At 38.8% G+C, this 17,928-nt stretch carries 21 protein-coding genes; 16 read left to right on the top strand and 5 right to left on the bottom strand.

The features are described 5' to 3' along the window. Positions 1-16 precede the first annotated feature (16 nt). Complete coding sequence (locus SJPD1_RS03965; RefSeq protein ID WP_096046060.1) at positions 17-856, top strand: GGDEF domain-containing protein; 840 nt, start codon at positions 17-19, stop codon at positions 854-856. 60 nt (positions 857-916) lie between these two features. Here the strand turns inward: SJPD1_RS03965 and SJPD1_RS03970 are convergent, their stop codons facing one another. Next, the gene (locus tag SJPD1_RS03970; protein ID WP_096046061.1) at positions 917-1,483 is read right to left on the bottom strand and encodes a YajG family lipoprotein; all 567 of its coding nucleotides are present in this window, start codon (positions 1,481-1,483) and stop codon (positions 917-919) included. 99 nt (positions 1,484-1,582) lie between these two features. Between SJPD1_RS03970 and SJPD1_RS03975 the strand changes: the two genes are divergently transcribed. The 15 genes from SJPD1_RS03975 to SJPD1_RS14495 all read left to right on the top strand — a co-directional run bounded on the left by SJPD1_RS03975 (position 1,583) and on the right by SJPD1_RS14495 (position 13,873). Then, the gene (locus SJPD1_RS03975) at positions 1,583-2,461 is read left to right on the top strand and encodes an NAD(+) kinase (protein WP_096046062.1); all 879 of its coding nucleotides are present in this window, start codon (positions 1,583-1,585) and stop codon (positions 2,459-2,461) included. Continuing rightward, on the top strand, positions 2,458-3,990 hold the full coding sequence (locus SJPD1_RS03980; protein WP_096047787.1) for an AAA family ATPase: 1,533 nt from the start codon (positions 2,458-2,460) through the stop codon (positions 3,988-3,990). Before SJPD1_RS03975 ends, SJPD1_RS03980 begins: the two co-directional genes overlap by 4 nt. Before the next feature lie 117 nt (positions 3,991-4,107). After that, on the top strand, positions 4,108-5,361 hold the full coding sequence (locus SJPD1_RS03985; protein WP_096046063.1) for a GGDEF domain-containing response regulator: 1,254 nt from the start codon (positions 4,108-4,110) through the stop codon (positions 5,359-5,361). Then, entirely contained in the window at positions 5,362-6,162 is an 801-nt protein-coding gene (locus SJPD1_RS03990; RefSeq protein ID WP_096046064.1) for a TatD family hydrolase, read from the top strand. Positions 6,163-6,199: 37 nt separating this feature from the next. Next, entirely contained in the window at positions 6,200-7,447 is a 1,248-nt protein-coding gene (locus tag SJPD1_RS03995) for a lytic transglycosylase domain-containing protein (protein ID WP_096046065.1), read from the top strand. After that, positions 7,428-8,225 carry a septal ring lytic transglycosylase RlpA family protein gene (locus SJPD1_RS04000; protein WP_191342079.1) on the top strand — a complete coding sequence of 266 codons (798 nt, stop codon included), beginning with the start codon at positions 7,428-7,430 and terminating at the stop codon, positions 8,223-8,225. Before SJPD1_RS03995 ends, SJPD1_RS04000 begins: the two co-directional genes overlap by 20 nt. Position 8,226: 1 nt before the next feature. Further along, a complete protein-coding gene (gene hisB / locus SJPD1_RS04005; protein ID WP_096046066.1) occupies positions 8,227-8,799 on the top strand; it encodes an imidazoleglycerol-phosphate dehydratase HisB in 573 nt (190 codons plus the stop codon). Then, entirely contained in the window at positions 8,799-9,296 is a 498-nt protein-coding gene (locus SJPD1_RS04010; protein ID WP_096046067.1) for a KdsC family phosphatase, read from the top strand. Before hisB ends, SJPD1_RS04010 begins: the two co-directional genes overlap by 1 nt. After that, entirely contained in the window at positions 9,287-9,820 is a 534-nt protein-coding gene (gene lptC / locus SJPD1_RS04015; protein WP_096046068.1) for an LPS export ABC transporter periplasmic protein LptC, read from the top strand. Before SJPD1_RS04010 ends, lptC begins: the two co-directional genes overlap by 10 nt. Next, entirely contained in the window at positions 9,821-10,285 is a 465-nt protein-coding gene (gene lptA, locus SJPD1_RS04020; protein ID WP_096046069.1) for a lipopolysaccharide transport periplasmic protein LptA, read from the top strand. It begins immediately after the preceding gene. Next, the gene (gene yihA, locus SJPD1_RS04025; RefSeq protein WP_096046070.1) at positions 10,282-10,884 is read left to right on the top strand and encodes a ribosome biogenesis GTP-binding protein YihA/YsxC; all 603 of its coding nucleotides are present in this window, start codon (positions 10,282-10,284) and stop codon (positions 10,882-10,884) included. Before lptA ends, yihA begins: the two co-directional genes overlap by 4 nt. Next, the gene (locus SJPD1_RS04030) at positions 10,881-11,339 is read left to right on the top strand and encodes an N-acetyltransferase (RefSeq protein ID WP_096046071.1); all 459 of its coding nucleotides are present in this window, start codon (positions 10,881-10,883) and stop codon (positions 11,337-11,339) included. Before yihA ends, SJPD1_RS04030 begins: the two co-directional genes overlap by 4 nt. Beyond that, complete coding sequence (locus SJPD1_RS04035) at positions 11,306-11,779, top strand: hypothetical protein (protein WP_096047789.1); 474 nt, start codon at positions 11,306-11,308, stop codon at positions 11,777-11,779. Before SJPD1_RS04030 ends, SJPD1_RS04035 begins: the two co-directional genes overlap by 34 nt. Next, complete coding sequence (gene mrdA / locus SJPD1_RS04040; RefSeq protein ID WP_096046072.1) at positions 11,776-13,581, top strand: penicillin-binding protein 2; 1,806 nt, start codon at positions 11,776-11,778, stop codon at positions 13,579-13,581. Before SJPD1_RS04035 ends, mrdA begins: the two co-directional genes overlap by 4 nt. 148 nt (positions 13,582-13,729) lie before the next feature. Then, on the top strand, positions 13,730-13,873 hold the full coding sequence (locus SJPD1_RS14495; protein ID WP_168171298.1) for a hypothetical protein: 144 nt from the start codon (positions 13,730-13,732) through the stop codon (positions 13,871-13,873). A gap of 84 nt (positions 13,874-13,957) precedes the next feature. Here the strand turns inward: SJPD1_RS14495 and SJPD1_RS04045 are convergent, their stop codons facing one another. The 4 genes from SJPD1_RS04045 to metG are packed head-to-tail and all read right to left on the bottom strand — an operon-like array spanning position 13,958 to position 17,913. After that, a complete protein-coding gene (locus SJPD1_RS04045; RefSeq protein ID WP_096046073.1) occupies positions 13,958-14,536 on the bottom strand; it encodes a DJ-1/PfpI family protein in 579 nt (192 codons plus the stop codon). A gap of 3 nt (positions 14,537-14,539) precedes the next feature. Next, on the bottom strand, positions 14,540-14,959 hold the full coding sequence (gene ybeY / locus SJPD1_RS04050) for an rRNA maturation RNase YbeY (protein ID WP_096046074.1): 420 nt from the start codon (positions 14,957-14,959) through the stop codon (positions 14,540-14,542). Positions 14,960-14,971: 12 nt separating this feature from the next. Next, on the bottom strand, positions 14,972-15,976 hold the full coding sequence (locus SJPD1_RS04055; RefSeq protein WP_096046075.1) for a hypothetical protein: 1,005 nt from the start codon (positions 15,974-15,976) through the stop codon (positions 14,972-14,974). Then, positions 15,973-17,913 carry a methionine--tRNA ligase gene (metG, locus tag SJPD1_RS04060; RefSeq protein WP_096046076.1) on the bottom strand — a complete coding sequence of 647 codons (1,941 nt, stop codon included), beginning with the start codon at positions 17,911-17,913 and terminating at the stop codon, positions 15,973-15,975. The genes SJPD1_RS04055 and metG overlap by 4 nt, the downstream gene beginning before the upstream one ends. Between the last annotated feature and the right edge of the window lie 15 nt (positions 17,914-17,928).

Here is a 17,928-nt window from a genome sequence, read left to right on the forward strand (position 1 = left end):
ATTATTTTGGGGTTGCATGTATTCAATTGTCGTGATAGTTGAATTAATTTTACTAATCATTGGTGCTCTCTTTCTTATTCGCGCTCTTACACCTATTAGCCACTTGATTCTTGAGCTTCCAGAAGGAAGCATCAAAGAGAGATGGAAGGTTTTGAGTATTTTTATTCTCTTTTTTATTGCTGGCTATTTTATTTTTGGTTATAACTTATGGCTCCTTGGCGATGAATTTAGTCATCTGTCCATTATTACATCTATCACTATGTTTTTTGGAGGAGTATTCGCTTATTTAGTAGGACAGCTTGCTCTACATACAATGAATGATGTTAAGAATATGGCAATATTGCAGCATGAAAGTATCACCGATGGCCTTACCAATCTTCATAATAGACGCTATTTTGATGAGCGCATTACGGAAGAAGTTGCACTTTCAAAACGTTATAAACTTCCTTTAACATTTATGCTTCTTGATGTCGATCATTTTAAAAAAATCAATGATACCTATGGTCATAAAGTGGGTGACGAAGTTTTGAGAAATCTTTCAAAAGTAGTTTTAGAAGTTGTTCGTGATAGTGATGTTGTAGCACGGTATGGTGGTGAAGAAATTGCTATTATAACACCGAGTACCAACAAACAAGATGCGGAGCTTTTAGCTGAGCGATTACGTGGCATTGTTGAAAAGACAACGGTAGCTACTATTTCTACAACACAAGAAGTCATACAAGTGACCGTCAGCATAGGTATTTGTTCTTTGAGTGCAGTGATTACCGATAAAGATGCTCTGATAGAAGAGACAGATCAAGCCCTTTATTTGGCAAAAAAATACGGAAGAAATAGGGTTGTGGTCAGTAACTGGTAAGAGAAGTCTAAAGGAACATGGGTTTCCATTAAAGAAAACCCATGTGAAAAAAAGAATTTTTTAAAAGCGTGTTAAACGAGTAACGATTTGATCAATACTATCTGAAAAAAGTGTGTATAAGAAAGGCTCTAAGTCTTTAGAATTGTTTGATGGCGCTATCCATTTACTTCCTTTTTGGCGGAAGTTTTGGGTGATCACATCATCCCCTTTGCGTACGATAACTTCAAGCTCAATCTCACCATTGAGGTTGGTATCAAAATTTTTATCATTATAAATAATCTCAATATCTTTGATGTACACTTCAACCACCAAACTAGCTTCTTGTGTGCTAGCATCAATGCTAAAACCTGCAAGATTCAATGCGTAGCCTAAACCTTCTGCGTATTTCTCTGCAAAATTCTCATTGCTGTAGAATTTAATCTGAGTGGCACTTTTTTGATCAACGTACCCAATAATGCTTTTATTCGCTCGTAGATCTTTAACCGTTCTCAGATAAATCGTCTTTTTATCCTTTGAAACAGGCCCTTTGTACTCTGCTTTGTATGAATCGAGTGCAATGGCTTCATTTTTATAAGCACAGCCACTAAAAAATAGTAGTGTCATTGCCATCAAAAATAGATATTTCATGTTTTCTCCCTGTAAATTTTGATCTCTTCAAGAGGTCTGTATATCGCGAAATTATAGCATAAACGCTGATTAATAAAAGACACGATAGAATGAGTTATCATGAAAATAACCAATCATACAAAAAAATTAACGACGATTACGACCGTAGGGCTTGTCAGTAAACCCAATGATGGCACGCTGTGTGGCTATGTGCGCGAGATTGAAGCAGCACTCAGTAAACATGACGTGACCTTACTCATTGAAGAAAAAAGTGCCAAACTTTTAGGTTGCGGTGCAGGTGTTAGCTTTGAGTCGATGTGTACACGAAGTGATTTCCTTATCTCTCTTGGCGGAGACGGTACACTCATTTCACTGTGTCGCAAAAGTTTACACTATCACAAGCCAGTTCTAGGAATTCATGCTGGGCAATTGGGCTTTCTAACGGACATTCAGACCGATGAAATTAGCCATTTTATTGAAGAGCTTTTTGTGGGAAATTACCGCATTGATACGCGAATGATGCTTGAAGTTTCTTTACATGTAAACGGAAAAATTGAAAAAGTAGTTGCGTTTAACGACATTGTTTTATCGCGTTCGAAGATCTCCCATATGAGTAATATCAAGGCCTATGTTGATGGGCAACTCTTTAACTCTTACTATGGCGATGGTTTAATTGTTTCCACACCAACAGGCTCAACGGCATACAACCTCTCAGCGGGAGGTCCTGTTGTGTATCCTCTGACGGAGGCACTGATTTTGACGCCAATTTGCCCACACTCTTTGAGTCAACGACCATTGGTCTTACCGGTTGATTTTGAAGTGTCGTTTGAGAGCGATGGCGATACGGTGATTGTTGTGGATGGGCAAGATACCTATACGATGAACGAGGTGGATCGTGTTTGTGTTCGAAGCGCAAAGCAGGGTGCGGAGCTTATTCATAGTTTGGATCGAGACTATTTTGATATCTTGAAAAAGAAATTGCATTGGGGGCACGTGTGATAGAGCGATTATTCATTAAAAATCATCTCTCCTTTGCTGAGTGTGATATAGAGTTTTCAAAAGGACTGGTTGTTTTTAGCGGACCGAGTGGTGCTGGTAAATCGGTATTGATGCAAGGGTTACTCTCATTGTTTGGATATGGGGATGTGCATGCCGATGTCATCGAAGCAACGCTTACGTCCAATTTGGGACTGGATACTTTTGGTTTTGAAGAGGAAGAACCCAATATCTTTAAATTTCTCAAAGCCAAAAATGCACGCTATTTTATCAATGCGCAAGCTGTTTCTAAAAAAGGGATGGTGGAACTCTCTCGTACGTTTGTGAATTACCTCTCCATCAAAGATAATAGTGAGTTTGAAAACAGTCGATTGTTGGGGCTTATTGATGGTGTCTGTGCGAGTAAAGAGCCAAACCATCTCGAAGTTGTCACCGCTTTTGAAGCACTTTTTGTGGAGTATAAAAAGCTCAAAGATGAGCTTGAGAGTATTAAAGCTGAAGAGAAAAAAGTGGAAGATCTCAAAGAATTTGCACGTTTTGAAATTGCTAAAATCGATGAGGTAGCTCCTAAAATTGGCGAAGACGAAGAGCTAATTGCTTTTAAAAAATCACTCTCTAAAAAAGAAAAAATTGAAGCGGCAATGCAAAAAGCAGGTACGATTTTTGAACTTGAAAGCAGCGTCATAGAGGTTCTAAATCTTATTGAAGCGGATAGTAGTTTTTTTGATGCCTCTATGAATGAGCTTCGTTTGGTATTTGAAAAACAGAATGAAACGCTTGAAGCCCTTGAAGAGATTGATGTGGAGTCTCTTTTAGATCGTATTGAAAAGATTGCGCAACTCAAAAAACGTTACGGTTCTATCGAAGAAGCGCTAGAACATAAGCAAAAGCGCCAAGAAGAGCTGACACGTTATGAAAATATCGCGTTTGAAAAGAGCCAGTTGCAAAAAGCCGTTGCAAAATCAGAGCATGAAGTCAACATTCAAAGCCTCCAAATCAGTGAAACACGCAAAAAATATTTACCTCTCTTAGAAACACGTATCAATGATTATCTTTCACAGTTGTATATGCCTTCTTTGCAATTAAGTTTGGAAGAGAGTGCTTTAAATGAATTAGGGTTTGATGCTTTACATGTAAACCTTGGCAAAGTCGATCTTAAAAAGATTAGCTCGGGTGAATATAATCGTGTACGTCTTGCTTTCTTAGCCACCCACAATGAATTTTTACTCTCTCGTGGAGGTGTTTTGATCTTAGATGAAATTGATGCCAATCTCAGTGGTAAAGAGTCCATGAGTGTTGCCAATGTCCTCAAAACACTCTCCACGAAATATCAAATCTTCGCGATTTCACATCAACCACAACTCTCTTCTGTTGCCAATCAACATTTTTTAGTGACCAAAGACGCTTTACATGTAAGCCATGTTGTGCCTCTGAAAGATGAAGAGCGTATTGTGGAATTGGCACGTATGGTGAGTGGTGAAAATGTCAGCGACGAAGCGATTGTGTTTGCCAAATCCCTTTTGGAAAGTTGAAATTTGCAATAGTCTCATTGTGTATTGAGTGATTTTCTCACGGGACGTTTTTATAAAAGTACTAAATTTTTTATGTTACAATGAAAAGTAACTTACATGTAATTGCTAGGATTATTTATGGCACGAGAGAAAATTTTAATCGTTGAAGACAATAAAGCACTGTCTAAACTGATTGTCAAAAAAATGGAATCAAACCTTGATTTTGATGTTGATATGGCATATACGTTTGAAGAGGCACAAAATCTTGTTGAAAAAAATAGTGACTATTTTGTAGCATTGCTCGATCTTAATCTCCCTGATGCCCCAGATGGCGAAGTGGTTGATATGATTTTGGCACATAAAATCCCTTCTATTATTCTTACTGGCTCAATGGAAAAAGAAATTCGTGAAAATATTTTGAAAAAAGATGTGATTGATTATGTCTATAAAGGCAATATTGACGATGTTAATTATATTTTTACATTGATTGAACGACTCCATAAAAATCGCGATATCAAAGTATTAGTTGTCGATGATTCCATGGCAACTCGCGCACAGATCAAATCTTTATTACAGCACCAAATGTTTAAAGTCCTTGTTGCAGCACATGGTGAAGAAGCGCTTGCTTTTTTAGAGGACAATCCTGACATTAAGCTTGTTTTGACGGACTATCTGATGCCCGTGATTGATGGTGTTGAGCTGACCAAAGAAATTCGTAAACGCTACAGTAAAAATGAAATTTCTATTATTGCGATGACGGGGACCAATGCGGATCTGATCTCTGCCAAGTTTCTCAAAATTGGTGCCAATGATTTTATTAATAAACCCTTTACGAGAGAAGAGATTGCATGTCGTATTAATAATTCGCTGGATGCCTTAGAATATATTGCCAAAATTGAAGATATGGCACAAAACGATTTTCTCAGTGGACTCGCCAACAGACGTTATTTTTTTGATGCGATGCAAGAGTATTTTAAAGAGGCAAAAAAGAAAAATGAGTCCTTTGCTATGGGCTTAATTGATGTGGATAAATTTAAACAGATCAATGATACGCTAGGGCACCGCGTTGGTGATACGGTCATTGTTGAATTGGCCAAGACACTTGAAAAACATCTTACCCATGATCATTTTATTGCACGTTTGGGGGGCGATGAGTTTTGTGTGGTGCTTAAAAATATTGACCAAAAAAAGGCATTGGAGTTTTTCATTAAGCTCAATCATGCGGTTGCGGGATTACATATCCATACCAAAGAGAAAAAAGATCTTAGCATCAGTGTTTCTATCGGTGTGACGTTTGGAGATTTGGAGAGCGTGGAAGAGATGATTAATCAAGCGGATAAAGCACTGTACATTGCGAAAAAAAATGGCAGAAATAGGGTTGAGGTTTCTTAAATGATTATAGATACCCATTGCCACTTGGATGATGCACGTTTTAGGGATGACGTTGATGCTGTGATCACAAAAGCTTATGAGCAAGGAGTTAAGGGCATTATCATTCCTGGAGCAGATATTGACGATCTAAGTTATGCCCAAAAACTTTCTCATCGTTATGAACATATCTTCTTTGCGGCAGGTATCCATCCGTACAATCATGAACAATATGATGAAAAAATACTACGATCTTTTTTGCAGGATGAAAAATGTATTGCGGTGGGGGAATGCGGTTTAGATTATTTTAGATTACCTGAGGATGTCGAGGAAAAACAGATTGAAAAACAGAGACAACACGACGTCTTTGCTCAGCAAATTGCACTTGCAAGAGAGTTTCAAAAGCCTCTCATCGTTCATATTCGAGATGCCAATGAAGATAGCAAGCAGATTTTGCTAAAGGAAAAAGCATACGAAGTAGGCGGTGTTTTACACTGTTATAATGCATCTAAACATCTTTTAGATTTGGCAGATAAAGGTTTTTACTTCGGTATAGGCGGCGTTTTAACATTTAAAAATGCTAAGAATTTAGTTGAGGTATTGCCCCTCATTCCACGTGATAAACTCCTCATTGAAACAGATGCTCCTTACCTTTCTCCGATGCCTCATCGAGGAGAACGCAATGAGCCAAGTTATACACTTTTGGTTGCAACGAAGATGGCGGAGCTTTTAAATATAAGTGTCACCGAACTTCACAATTTGACCTCAAAAAATGCTTTTTCACTCTTTAAAGCTTTAGAAAAGATAAAGTTAGTTACAATCTAATAAATACTAAGCAATAAATACACCAAAAAGGAGAGGCATGTATAAGGTTATTTTAACCCTTTTTCTTGTGTTTCAGAGTCTCCACGCGTTTTTAAATACCGACAATAATTACGAAAAACAACTTACCGCCCTTAAAAATTTTGATCTTCCAACTACTTTTTTGAAAGATTCTATTTTTATTTCTATGAACGAAGATGTCGAAATGTACAAAACAAAACATTTCCTACGTGAATTAGAAAGTGGTGATAAATTTGTTCCAATTTTGCAAAAAAAGATGAAAGAAGCTGGCGTTCCTCCAGAATTTTTATATTTAGCTATGACCGAATCTAGTTTTGATCCTTTTTCTTCGTCTTCTGCAAAAGCTTCAGGTATTTGGCAATTTATTCCTGAAACGGCTCGTCGTTATGGTTTGGTTGAAAATGCTTTTGTAGACGAGAGGCGAGATCCTGTTAAATCAACGGAAGCGGCGATTGTTTATTTACAACGGTTACACGATCTTTTTGGTAAGTGGTATCTTGCGGCACTTGCTTACAATTGTGGTGAAGGCACGGTTACAAAAGCGATAGCCAAAGCTGGAACCGATGATATTAATGTTCTCTTAGATGAGAGCCAAAAGTACCTTCCCAAGGAAAGTAGACTCTATATCCGTAAAATTTTAATGATGAGTTTTATCTCTGGTAGCACAGACATTATGCTTGACAATGGTTCTGAATACCTTCTCAATCGTGCGAATAATGCAACGTTTGTTAAAGTTTCCGTCCAAAGTGGTACAAGTCTTAAAGATGTGGCAGAGAGTATTGGAATTTCACTACGTGAATTAAAATCGTACAATCCGCATCTGAAACATGCCTTTACCTCGCCTCTTGGTGAAAAAAGTTATTTGTATATTCCTCAAGATCGTCAAATAACATTTACTCAAAATTTTGATCAAACCAAACAACCCCAAAAATATGCTGTGTATAATACCCAAAAAGGGGATTCCTTACAAAGTGTTGCAAAAAAATACGGCATGAGTTATCAATCTTTAATGGAACTCAACAATTTAAAAAGTGCTGCACTGAAACCAAAAACAGAGATTATTGTGCCTCTTGGTACAGCGACACATTCTTCAGTAACGGTGGCATCGGCAAATAATGTCGAAAAATTGTATGTCATAAAAACAGGGGATACCATTGAAACGGTATCAAAAAAATACGATATTCCTGTCGCACAATTGATAAAAACCAATAAGAAAAAGAATGCACTTGTAAAAGTGGGAGAGAGTATTGTTATACCAAAAAACTAGTGGATTGAGCCTTTGTGTTGTAATGCTTTTGGTATTTTACGGATGCGCTTCTAAACACGACTCTTATTCTTATCGCTCCAGGGGAGGTGCTACAATGGCAGCTCCTGATGGCAGTGGTCCTATTAATGATTCGCCTGCAATGCATAAAGCGACGATGCGTCCTTATACGATTGATGGTGTAACGTATACACCGACGATGGTGAGTGTAGGAGATACATTTAGCGGTATTTCCAGCTGGTATGGTAAAGATTTTCATGGTAAGAAAACTTCCAATGGTGAAGTTTATAATATGTATGATATGACGGCTGCACATAAAACACTCCCTATGAATACAATGCTGAAAGTAACCAACCTTAAAAACAATAAAAGTATTATTGTCCGTGTTAACGATCGAGGACCTTTTGTGGGGACACGTATTATTGATCTCTCTTATACTGCTGCGACACGTATTGATCTTGTTGCTAATGGAACGGGTCCTGTGGGTATTGAAGTTCTAGGGTTTGCAGGAGTAGTCGCACCTGCTGGCGCACCAAAAGAGAGTGTTGTTGAAACCGATTATTTCATCCAAATTGGCGCCTTTAGAAATAAAGATGGAGCGACACGGTTTGCTCAAAGCAATATGAATGTCAATAATCGCTACAATGCGGTCGTAAAAGAGGGTACATTTGAAAATAAACCGATGTACCGCGTATGGCTTAAAGGATTTGGCAGTGAAGCTGAAGCCTCAGATTTTATTGCAAAAGGGCCTTTCAAAGGCTCATTTATTGTAAGGGAATAGAATGCAAACACTACAACGCGTAACCAAAGAGACACACATTAGTGTAGAATTAGAGATTAATGGTATGGGTAAGGCAAACATCGCTACGGGTATTGGTTTTTTTGATCATATGCTAGAAGCCTTTACCAAGCATTCTTTGATCGATTTAACCCTTACATGTAAAGGTGATACACACATTGATTTTCATCATAGTGTTGAAGATGTAGGCATTGTTCTTGGGCAAGCTTTACGTGCTTCGATATACCCTATTGAAAGTGTAGAACGTTATGGTAATGCCGTCGTTGTTATGGACGAAGCAGCGGTTGAATGCGCCCTTGATCTTAGCAATCGTGCTTATTTAGTCTATGAAGTAGCGATGGAAGGAAAAGTTGGCGAATTTGATGTGGAACTGGCGGAAGAGTTTTTTAGAGCGGTCATCAGCAATGCTGGTATCAGTGCACATATTATTGCCCGCCGTGGTAAAAATAGACATCATCTTTTGGAAGCCGCATTTAAAGCTTTTGCTGTAGCCCTTCGTCGGAGTTTAGTCAAAAATGAGCGTGCAGGAATTCCAAGCACTAAGGGTGTTTTATAATGATTGAATTATTGGTTTTTGATGTTGATGGTTGCCTTACGGATGGCGGAATTACCTATGGCAACAGTGATGCCGAAGAGTTTAAAACATTTAATGTCAAAGATGGTTTCGGCATTGTCTCATGGATGAAATTGGGACGTAAAACAGCAATCATTACGGGACGAAGTTCTCAGGTAGTTCATAAGCGAGCCAAAGAACTTGGCATTAATTATTTGTATCAAGATGTCAAAAATAAAAAAGCTGTTTTACAAGAAATCTTGGATAAAGAAGGACTCTCATTTAATCAAGTCGCTGCTATTGGTGATGATTTGAATGATGTGTCATTGTTACGTTCTGTTGGCCTTTCATTCGCTCCAGCCGATGCCTTACCTATGGTTTTGCAATCTGTTGATGTTGTATTACATAAAGAGGGTGGAAAAGCGGCAGTTAGAGAGATGATCGACATTGTGGTCGAGAAAGAAAATTTGAGTGAGGCATTTGTAAACCTTTGGCTGTAAGATTACTGGTATATTCAACACTTCTTTTCTTTGCAATGATGCTCTTTTTAATTATTAAAGAGCCTTATACGATTAATATCGTAGATCAAAATGGGAATTTAGTTCCTGATATAGAACTTTTTAATGCTCAAAATTATCAGATTAAAGAGGGAACGATTGAAAGCATCGTGCATGCAGATCGCGTAGCACGTTATAAAGATTTTGATAAACTGTATGTTATTAATGCAGGGCACAAGACTAAAGAGGGATTACATGGTACGCTCATATCAGATGAAGGCACTCTTCAAGATAATGTCATGCACTTCCAAACCAATTCACATTATGCTAGAGAAGATGGTGTTGCCCTAGATGGTGAAGATATTTTTTATGACCTTAAAAAAGAGATTTTAAGCAGTGAAAAACCCTTTGATTTCACCCAGAAGCAGAGCCGTAGTCATGGGCTTTCATTTGTTTATCAGATGAAAGAGGGCACAATAAGTGCCACTAATATACACTCATTTATACAACAACTAGGGAAGAAGTAGATGAAAAAACTGATAGCACTCTGTTTATGCGCTTCAAGTATGCTTTTGGCTGCGGAAGTCGAAGTCACTGCTGACAAATTTTTTGCTGATGATAAAAAGAAAATCAGTACCTTTGAAGGTCATGTTATCGTGATCAAAGAGAGTGATAAACTGACAGCGAATAAAGTCGTCATAGAGTTTGATGATAAAAAACAACCTTTACGCTATATTGCAACAGGTAATGCCAAGGGCAATTTAACGATGAATCAAAAAAAGTATTATGGCGAAGCTGAAAAAATGACCTATGAACCATCAAAAAGCCTTTACACTTTAGAGAAAAAAGCCTTTTTGCATGAGATTGAAACAGATAAAAAAGTGTATGGTGATTTTATCCGAGCGGATCAAAACAGTGGGCAGTATCAAGTGGATGGGAAAGGGGCTGCACCTGTGAAATTTATCTTCAAAGTTGAGGATAAAAAACAGTGATTAAAGTCAAAAATGCCTTCTTTGTGAAGTCTGCTTCCAAAATGGAAGAGACTACACCTGAAGGGATGAGCGAAGTTGCTTTTATTGGACGTAGTAATGTGGGCAAAAGTTCCATTATTAATGCGCTTACCAATAAAAAAGGACTTGCTAAAAGCTCTTCAACACCGGGCAAGACACGTCTCATTAACTTTTTTCAAATCATCTTAGACAAAGACGGCGAAAGTTACCATGCGCAACTGGTAGATCTTCCTGGCTTTGGATATGCCAAAGTATCGCATAGCCTCAAAGCAGAGTGGCAAAAAAACCTGACAGATTATATTAAAAAGCGCGTTTCAATCCGTGTTTTTGTCCATCTTGTTGATTCTCGTCACCCTTTTTTGGAGATAGACCAAGCAGTACACACCTATTTAAGTGAAATTGTAAGACCCGATCAGACCATTTTGCGTATTTTTACCAAACTTGATAAATTAAAACAGAGTGAGATTAGCCTGATTAAAAAGAATTATCCGGATGCTATTTTGGTCTCAAGTAGTAGCAAAAAAGGGGTAGATAAGGCACTTAACGCTATTTTCTTAACGCTTTTTGGAGAAGAGTCATGATACGTTATACGAAAGCAAAACTGAGTGATATTGTCCATATGCAAGAGGTTGTAAAACCTGAAGTCGAAAAAGGAATTATTCTCTTCCGCAGTTCCGATGAAATGGCAACCAATATTCGTTCGTACATCCTTGCTAAGGAAGATGACCAGATTATTGGATTTGGAGCTTTACATTTCCATGCAGATAATTTAGCAGAGATTAGAAGCCTTGTTGTCAAAGAGGGGTTTAGGGGTCATGGCGTTGGAAAAGGAATTATTCAAAACCTTTTGATCGATGGAGAAAACTTAGGTGTTAAGAAAGTCTTCACCTTGACCTATCAAAAAGCTTTTTTCGAATCTGTTGGTTTTTCTGAAATCCCCAAAGAGGCACTGCCTACTCATAAAATATGGGCAGATTGTATTAAATGCAAACATTTTCCAATATGCGACGAAATAGCGCTCATCAAAACTATTTAGTGACCTTGTGGATCAGTGGATGGCTCTTTTTGAGTCTTGTCATGTCCTCGTTGTATCCACTGATTCCTTCTTTTGTTGGCGTAGTTTTTTGTTATCTTATTCTTAATTTTAACCGACATGAAGATAATGCTCTCCCTCTCTTTCTGAGTTTGGGTTATGTGTGTTTATACGATCTTACTAAAGGGTTTTATCTCTTTTCGTATGTTATTTTATTTGTAGTGGTTTACCGCTTTGCGATCTATAAAATTCAAAATGTTATTACATGTAATAACTGTATTTTAGCAGCATACGTGGCGATTGCGTATTTGGGGCACTATTTTTTAAATGCTTTTTTTGCCTATTTGGACAATGCACCTTTCCCTTATTTTTCAAACTACTATTTTTACTATATCATCATTGATTCATTACTCTCTTTTATGCTTTTTAGGATTTCACGGTGAGAATTAAGATTGTTCTTGGTATCTTCATTTCGGTGTGGATCGCCCTGCTGGTTAGGGTTTATTATATTAGCATTAAATCTAATGCCTATTATGAAGAGATTGCGAAGCAAAATGCGGTCAAAGTCGATGAATTAGCCCCTTTACGTGGTGTTATTTTAGATCGCAATCTTAACCCACTCTCTGTCAATCGTTTAGGTTTTTCTATTCGGATTAAACCGAGGTTGAGTTACAAAGTCAATCGGGCTATTTTAGATGAAGAAATCGCTTTTTTAGCAGACCTTTTACCTGACTACACTATAAAAGAGATGACCAAAGAGTATCTCAAAGCAGATTCTCCTTACAATCATGACTTTGTGGATGTCATTCCCTTTGTTCCTTACGATAAGCTCATCCCTTATTTTGCAAAAATTTCGCAGCATGAAAATCTTAGAATAGAGATTACTTCCAAACGTCATTATCCTTATGGTGCGTTAGCATCGCATGTCATTGGGTATGTGGGAAAATCGAATACGCAAGATATTTCTGAGGATGAAACAGGTACGGCAAAATTAGTTGGCTTCTCTGGTAAAACGGGTATTGAAAAATATTACAATGATGTTTTGCGTGGCGTTAAAGGGGAAAAAAAAACTAAAGTGACTGCATTTAACCAAGAGATTGAGCAGGTCAGTAAAACACTTCCTAAAAGCAATGATTTGGTTTTAAGCCTTGATTTGGAGTTGCAACGCTACATTGCAGAACTTTTTGGTACGGATAGTGGTGCAGTGGTTGTTCTGAATGCACAAACAGGTGAAATTTTAGCCGCGGCGAGTTTTCCAGAATATGATCTTAATAAATTCGTCAGTGGCATTACGCAAGAAGAGTGGGTTGTTCTTGCCAATGATCTCAACCATCCTTTTACCAATAAATTGGTCAATGGACTTTATCCTCCAGGGTCTGTCGTAAAAATGGGCGTCGGTCTTGCAATGATGAATTCAGGCATTATTAACCCAACAACGAGTTTTGAGTCAACCGGTACGATGGAGCTTGGCGGTAGGGTATTTCGTGACTGGAAAAAAGAGGGACATGGTATGATCTCCTATGTTCGTGCTATTAAAGAGAGTTGTGATGACTATTTTTACAAAGCGAGTCTCAAAGTCGGTATTGATAACATTGCTCCTTTTTTAACAAAAATTGGTTTTGCAACAAAAACAGGGATTGATTTACCTCGTGAATTTACGGGAACGGTTCCAAGTCGTGAGTGGAAAAAAGCACGTTTCGGCAAAGGGTGGTCTCAAGGTGAAACCCTGATTACGTCAATCGGTCAAGGGTATTTTCTCGTGACGCCTGTGCAAATTGCTAAATACACCGCTTTTTTAGCAACGGGGAATGGTGTGACACCTCATTTTATCAGCAAAATAAACGACGAAACGATCAATTTCCCCGCTGATCCCAGCATCGTGAGTGAGAGTGAAAAACGCTTTTTGAAAGTTACGCGTGAGGGTATGTTTGAAGTCGCCAATGTTCCTGGTGGAACAGCTGTCAATCACATCAAAGTAACAGCCCCTTTTAAAATAGCCGCTAAAACAGGAACAGCACAAGTTGTGGGTATTTCGCAAACCGATAAAAAACGTATGCGAGAAGAAGATATGGATTATTTCCAACGCTCTCACGCTTGGCTTACCACGTTTGGACCTTATGATAACCCTCAATATGTTGTAACGGTTCTTGTTGAACATGGAAGTCATGGTGGGTCAGAAGGCGGTCCAATCGCCTCAAAAATCTATGATAAACTCTACGAAATGGGTTATATTAAACTTCGATAATGCCTCTTTAATGACTTCAAATCTCAAAGCTATTTTAGGGCAATAAGCTCTATACTATATGAGAAAATTTTTGAAAGTCATAGCTTCAAATAATTTTATTCAATGTAAAGAAAGGTAGAAAATGAAAAAAATAATCTTTGGTTGCATGATGATGGCAATCATGTTGAGTGGATGTTGGTGGCGACCCTATTATGGTGACCATGATAGTGGCAGACATGGTGGACATGGCATGGAAATGCATGAAGGTGGCGAAGGTAGGGACATGCATGGCGGTGAAGACGGTCGTCGATAATCATGTTAGATACCTCGCATAATGAGAGGTATCTTTAAAAAACAAAACAATCCTATAGGGAAAAAGATCTTTACATGTAAAGAGTTAGAGACGCATAATATCGATGGTGTATTCTATTTTTTCTGCAACCTCTTGTGCTATAGGTGCGCCAAAGAGTTCTCGTAAAAGATAAAAGCCTAGCTCCAAACCAGAGCTTACACCAGCAGCAGTAATCATCTTTCCATCTCGGACTACTTTGGAAGAGAGAACATTGACACCATAAGCGGCTAATTCATCAAAAGCAGTGTGATAGGTAGTTGCTTCTTTCCCTTTAAGCATTCCCGCTTCTGCAAGAAAAAATGCTCCTGTACAGACTGATGTTAAGTAGGTCACCTCTTTGGAGTGTTTTTGGATAAAGTTTTGCATGGAAGTCTCTTTCATCCATATCATGCGCCCTTTTCCGCCTGGGAAAAGTAGAACATCTAAAGTAGGGCAGGTTTCAAATGTCATATCAGGCAAAATTCTCAAACCATTGAAGGCATGTACAGGCTCTAAACTGGGAGCAATTAAAAGCACTTGTGTGCTGTTAGGCTGTACTTTGTTAACGTAACTTAGTACCTCAAAAGGTGCTACAAAATCAAGCTCTTCGACGTTTGGGAAGATAACAATACCAATGGTGACCATAGGTTACTCCTCTGTTCTCACGATTAAGCTGGCAGGTAGATTGTACTGCTTAATCCACTCCTCTTCTTTAACACGCATTTCTCCGTGATCAATTTCATGGTCAAAACCTAAAAGATGAAGCATTCCGTGAATAAACAAAAGGGTAATCTCTTCTTCCACACTATGTCCAAGCTCTTTAGCTTTTTGTGCCGCCAATTCATGATTGATAACGATTGAACCTAGCGGGGCATGAGGAAAGTCATCAATGGGAAAGCTGAGGACATCCGTGGTTTTGTCTATGCCACGATGCGCCAAATTAAGCTCTTGCATACTCTGCCCATCAATAATAAGAAGCTCAACTTCTTTTGGGGTATGTTCTTCACAAATCTGCTCCAGCATCTTTACATGTAAAGCAATGTTGAACTCATTTTCAATCAGTAGCATGCAAATCTCCTTTTAAAATAGGCTTGGTTGGATCGTAAATGATTTAACAAATAGGGACTCATAGCTCTCTTTGTCTCCTAAAATCAGAGCATATGCAAATGATTTTTGCGCTAAGATTGAGAGCTCTTCAATCGTTTCAAACAGAAACGTTTCTCCTTCGAAAGCAATGCTTTGTTGGAGTTGTTTCGGTAAAGCGAGAATCATATAAGAGCTTTCGATCATGGTTTGCATATAACTCAGTAATGAAGGCAATAAAGAAAATGTAGGCTCGAAAATCAGCACTTTGTCGCTAGCGCCAAACTCTTTTTTACAGAGTGCATGGGTGACAAACTGCGGATAAAAATGTTCACAAAACCCTAAATGCTCTAAATTATAAGTAATTTCATGGGTATCACAAAACTGAAGTAAACAGAGGAACTCTTCCACAAAAATCGAAGGAATTTTTTGCTCGTAGAGGTAGCGCTCTTGATGCCAAAAGGAAGAGAGGAAAAGTCCTTTGGAAACAATGAGAGGTTTTACATGTAAAGCATTTTCTACACGGTGGGCAACGGGAGCAATTTTTTGCACAAGGATGCTATCACTGAGAGAAAAATGCTCTTCCTCTTTTGCATTGAGTAATATTTTAGCAATACTAAAAAGATCACCGCGCAAACGCTTGATCGTTTTAGGGACATGAATCATCTCCAAAAGCGCTTCTTGTACGGGTGAAAGTAGCACAATATTGAGTGATTTTTGCGTAATAGTATAACGTAGAAGCTTGATAAACATCTGCTCTATAGAAGCGACTTCGATCCATGCACATTCGTCATCTTCATTCAAAAAAGGAAGCGTCGTGACAATGGCATAAGCCCCTTTATTCAGCGCTTGATGGATAGATTCGCGTGAAGCAGTGGTGTCTATGAAAAGATCGCCATGAGAGACACGCGAACTCTCAAGCGAAATAGAGGCAAACGCATCAATGGGAGGCAGAGTCGCAAGCTTCCCATCAATGATGCGTACAAAGTTATCTATTTTCATCCAATCGAAGCGCCGCTTTGGCGAGGACGTTCTGGACGAACAAGGCAAAGACCTTCTTTATCTTTTGCCGCTAAAAGCATGCCTTGGCTGAGTAGCCCTTTAATGGTGGCAGGTTTGAGATTGGCAACCACACAGACTTGCGTACCCACAAGCTCTTCAGGGGAATAATATTCACGAATACCCGCAACAATTTGTCTAGGCACAGCTTCACCCAAATCAACTTTGAGTTTTAAAAGGCGATCGCTTCCCTCTAAAATACTCGCTTCCAAAATGGTTCCCACTTTTAAAGACGTTTCGAAAAATTGATCAATCGTAATGATGGATTCTGCTTTATGCTCTTTTTTAGTGCTTTTTGAAGGTTGCGCTTCTACTACTGGTGCTACGGGAGCGGTAGGTTGTGCCATCAATTCTTCTTCAATACGAGGGAAGAGGGGTGGCACTTTCTCAATCGTAAATTCATCCAAAAAGTCTTTACGAACAACCAGTTTATCAAAGTTTGCTGTGTTGATCTCAAAGCCCATTGCTTTGGCGATTGTTGTGGTCGTTTTAGGCATCACAGGGTGTAAAAGAACAGTCACGCGTGCCAAAATATTGGAGACAAGTGCCACAAGTGCTAAAGCTTGTTCGGTTTTTCCCTCTTTCATTTTCACCCATGGCTCATGCACGGTAATGGCTTGGTTAGCGATACTAAGGGCTTTCCAAAGCTCTTCAAGGTAACGGTTCGTTTGAAGTTCTAAAAGGTTGCTTTCCACGTTTTTCAAAATTTCATCGACGGCGTTTAGTTCACTCTCATGAAAGGTACTGATATCTTTGGAGTTAACCACACCATTGCTGTATTTGCCACTCATTCCGATGATGCGGTTGAGCAGGTTTCCCAGTTCATTTCCAAGATCAGAGTTGATACGATCCATCAAGGCTTTTTGGCTGAAGTCGCCATCTTGTCCAAACGGTACTTCACGCAGCATAAAGTATCTAAAATTCTCTAACCCATAAGCATCAGCGACCTCTTTGGGATTAACGACATTGCCTTTACTTTTACTCATCTTCTCGCCATTGCGTGTCCACCAACCGTGTGCCGCAACGTGTTTTGGCAAAGCCAACCCAAGGCTCATCAAAAACGCTGGCCAGTAAATAGCATGGAAACGAAGAATATCTTTTCCAACTAAATGAATGGTCGCAGGCCAAAATGCCATATTTTTTTCATCAGTACCATATCCAAGAGCAGTTGCGTAGTTTAAAAGCGCGTCCAACCAAACGTACATGACGTGTTTGTCATCGTTCATAGAAGCAGGGAGTTTCACACCCCAATCAAAGCTAGTGCGTGTAATGGAAAGATCACGAAGTCCTTGTTTGACAAAGCTGATCACTTCGTTTTTCTTACCTTTGGGAAGGACACATTTTTCATCGCTGTTGTACCATTTAATGAGGTCTTCTTGGTATTTGGAAAGTTTAAAGAAGTAACTCTCCTCTTTCACTAAGCGTGTAAGTTTGCCACAATCTGGGCATTTATCTTCATCGACCAGTTGCGTGTCGGTAAAAAAGGTTTCACAACTGACACAATAATGTCCTTCGTATTCACCTTTGTAAATGTCGCCTTTGTCAAACATGACTTGAAATGCTTTTTGCACACCCGCTTTATGATCGGCATCGGTGGTACGGATAAATTTATCATAACTGATCTCAAACTCATCCCAAAGAGCACGAAATTTGCCACTGATCTCATCAGCATATGCTTGAGGTGTTTTATTACGTAATTTAGCAGCTTCTTCGATTTTTTGACCATGTTCATCGGTTCCGGTTAAGAAAAATGTCTCATACCCTTTAAGGCGGTAATAGCGTGCCATCGTATCGGCAATAATCGTTGTATACGCATGTCCGATATGCGGAACATCGTTAACATAGTAGATGGGAGTGGTAATGTAAGCTTTTTGGGACATCGTTTTTCCTAATTA

Source organism: Sulfurospirillum diekertiae (genome assembly GCF_002309535.1).
In the GTDB taxonomy this organism is placed as follows: Bacteria; Campylobacterota; Campylobacteria; order Campylobacterales; family Sulfurospirillaceae; genus Sulfurospirillum; species Sulfurospirillum diekertiae.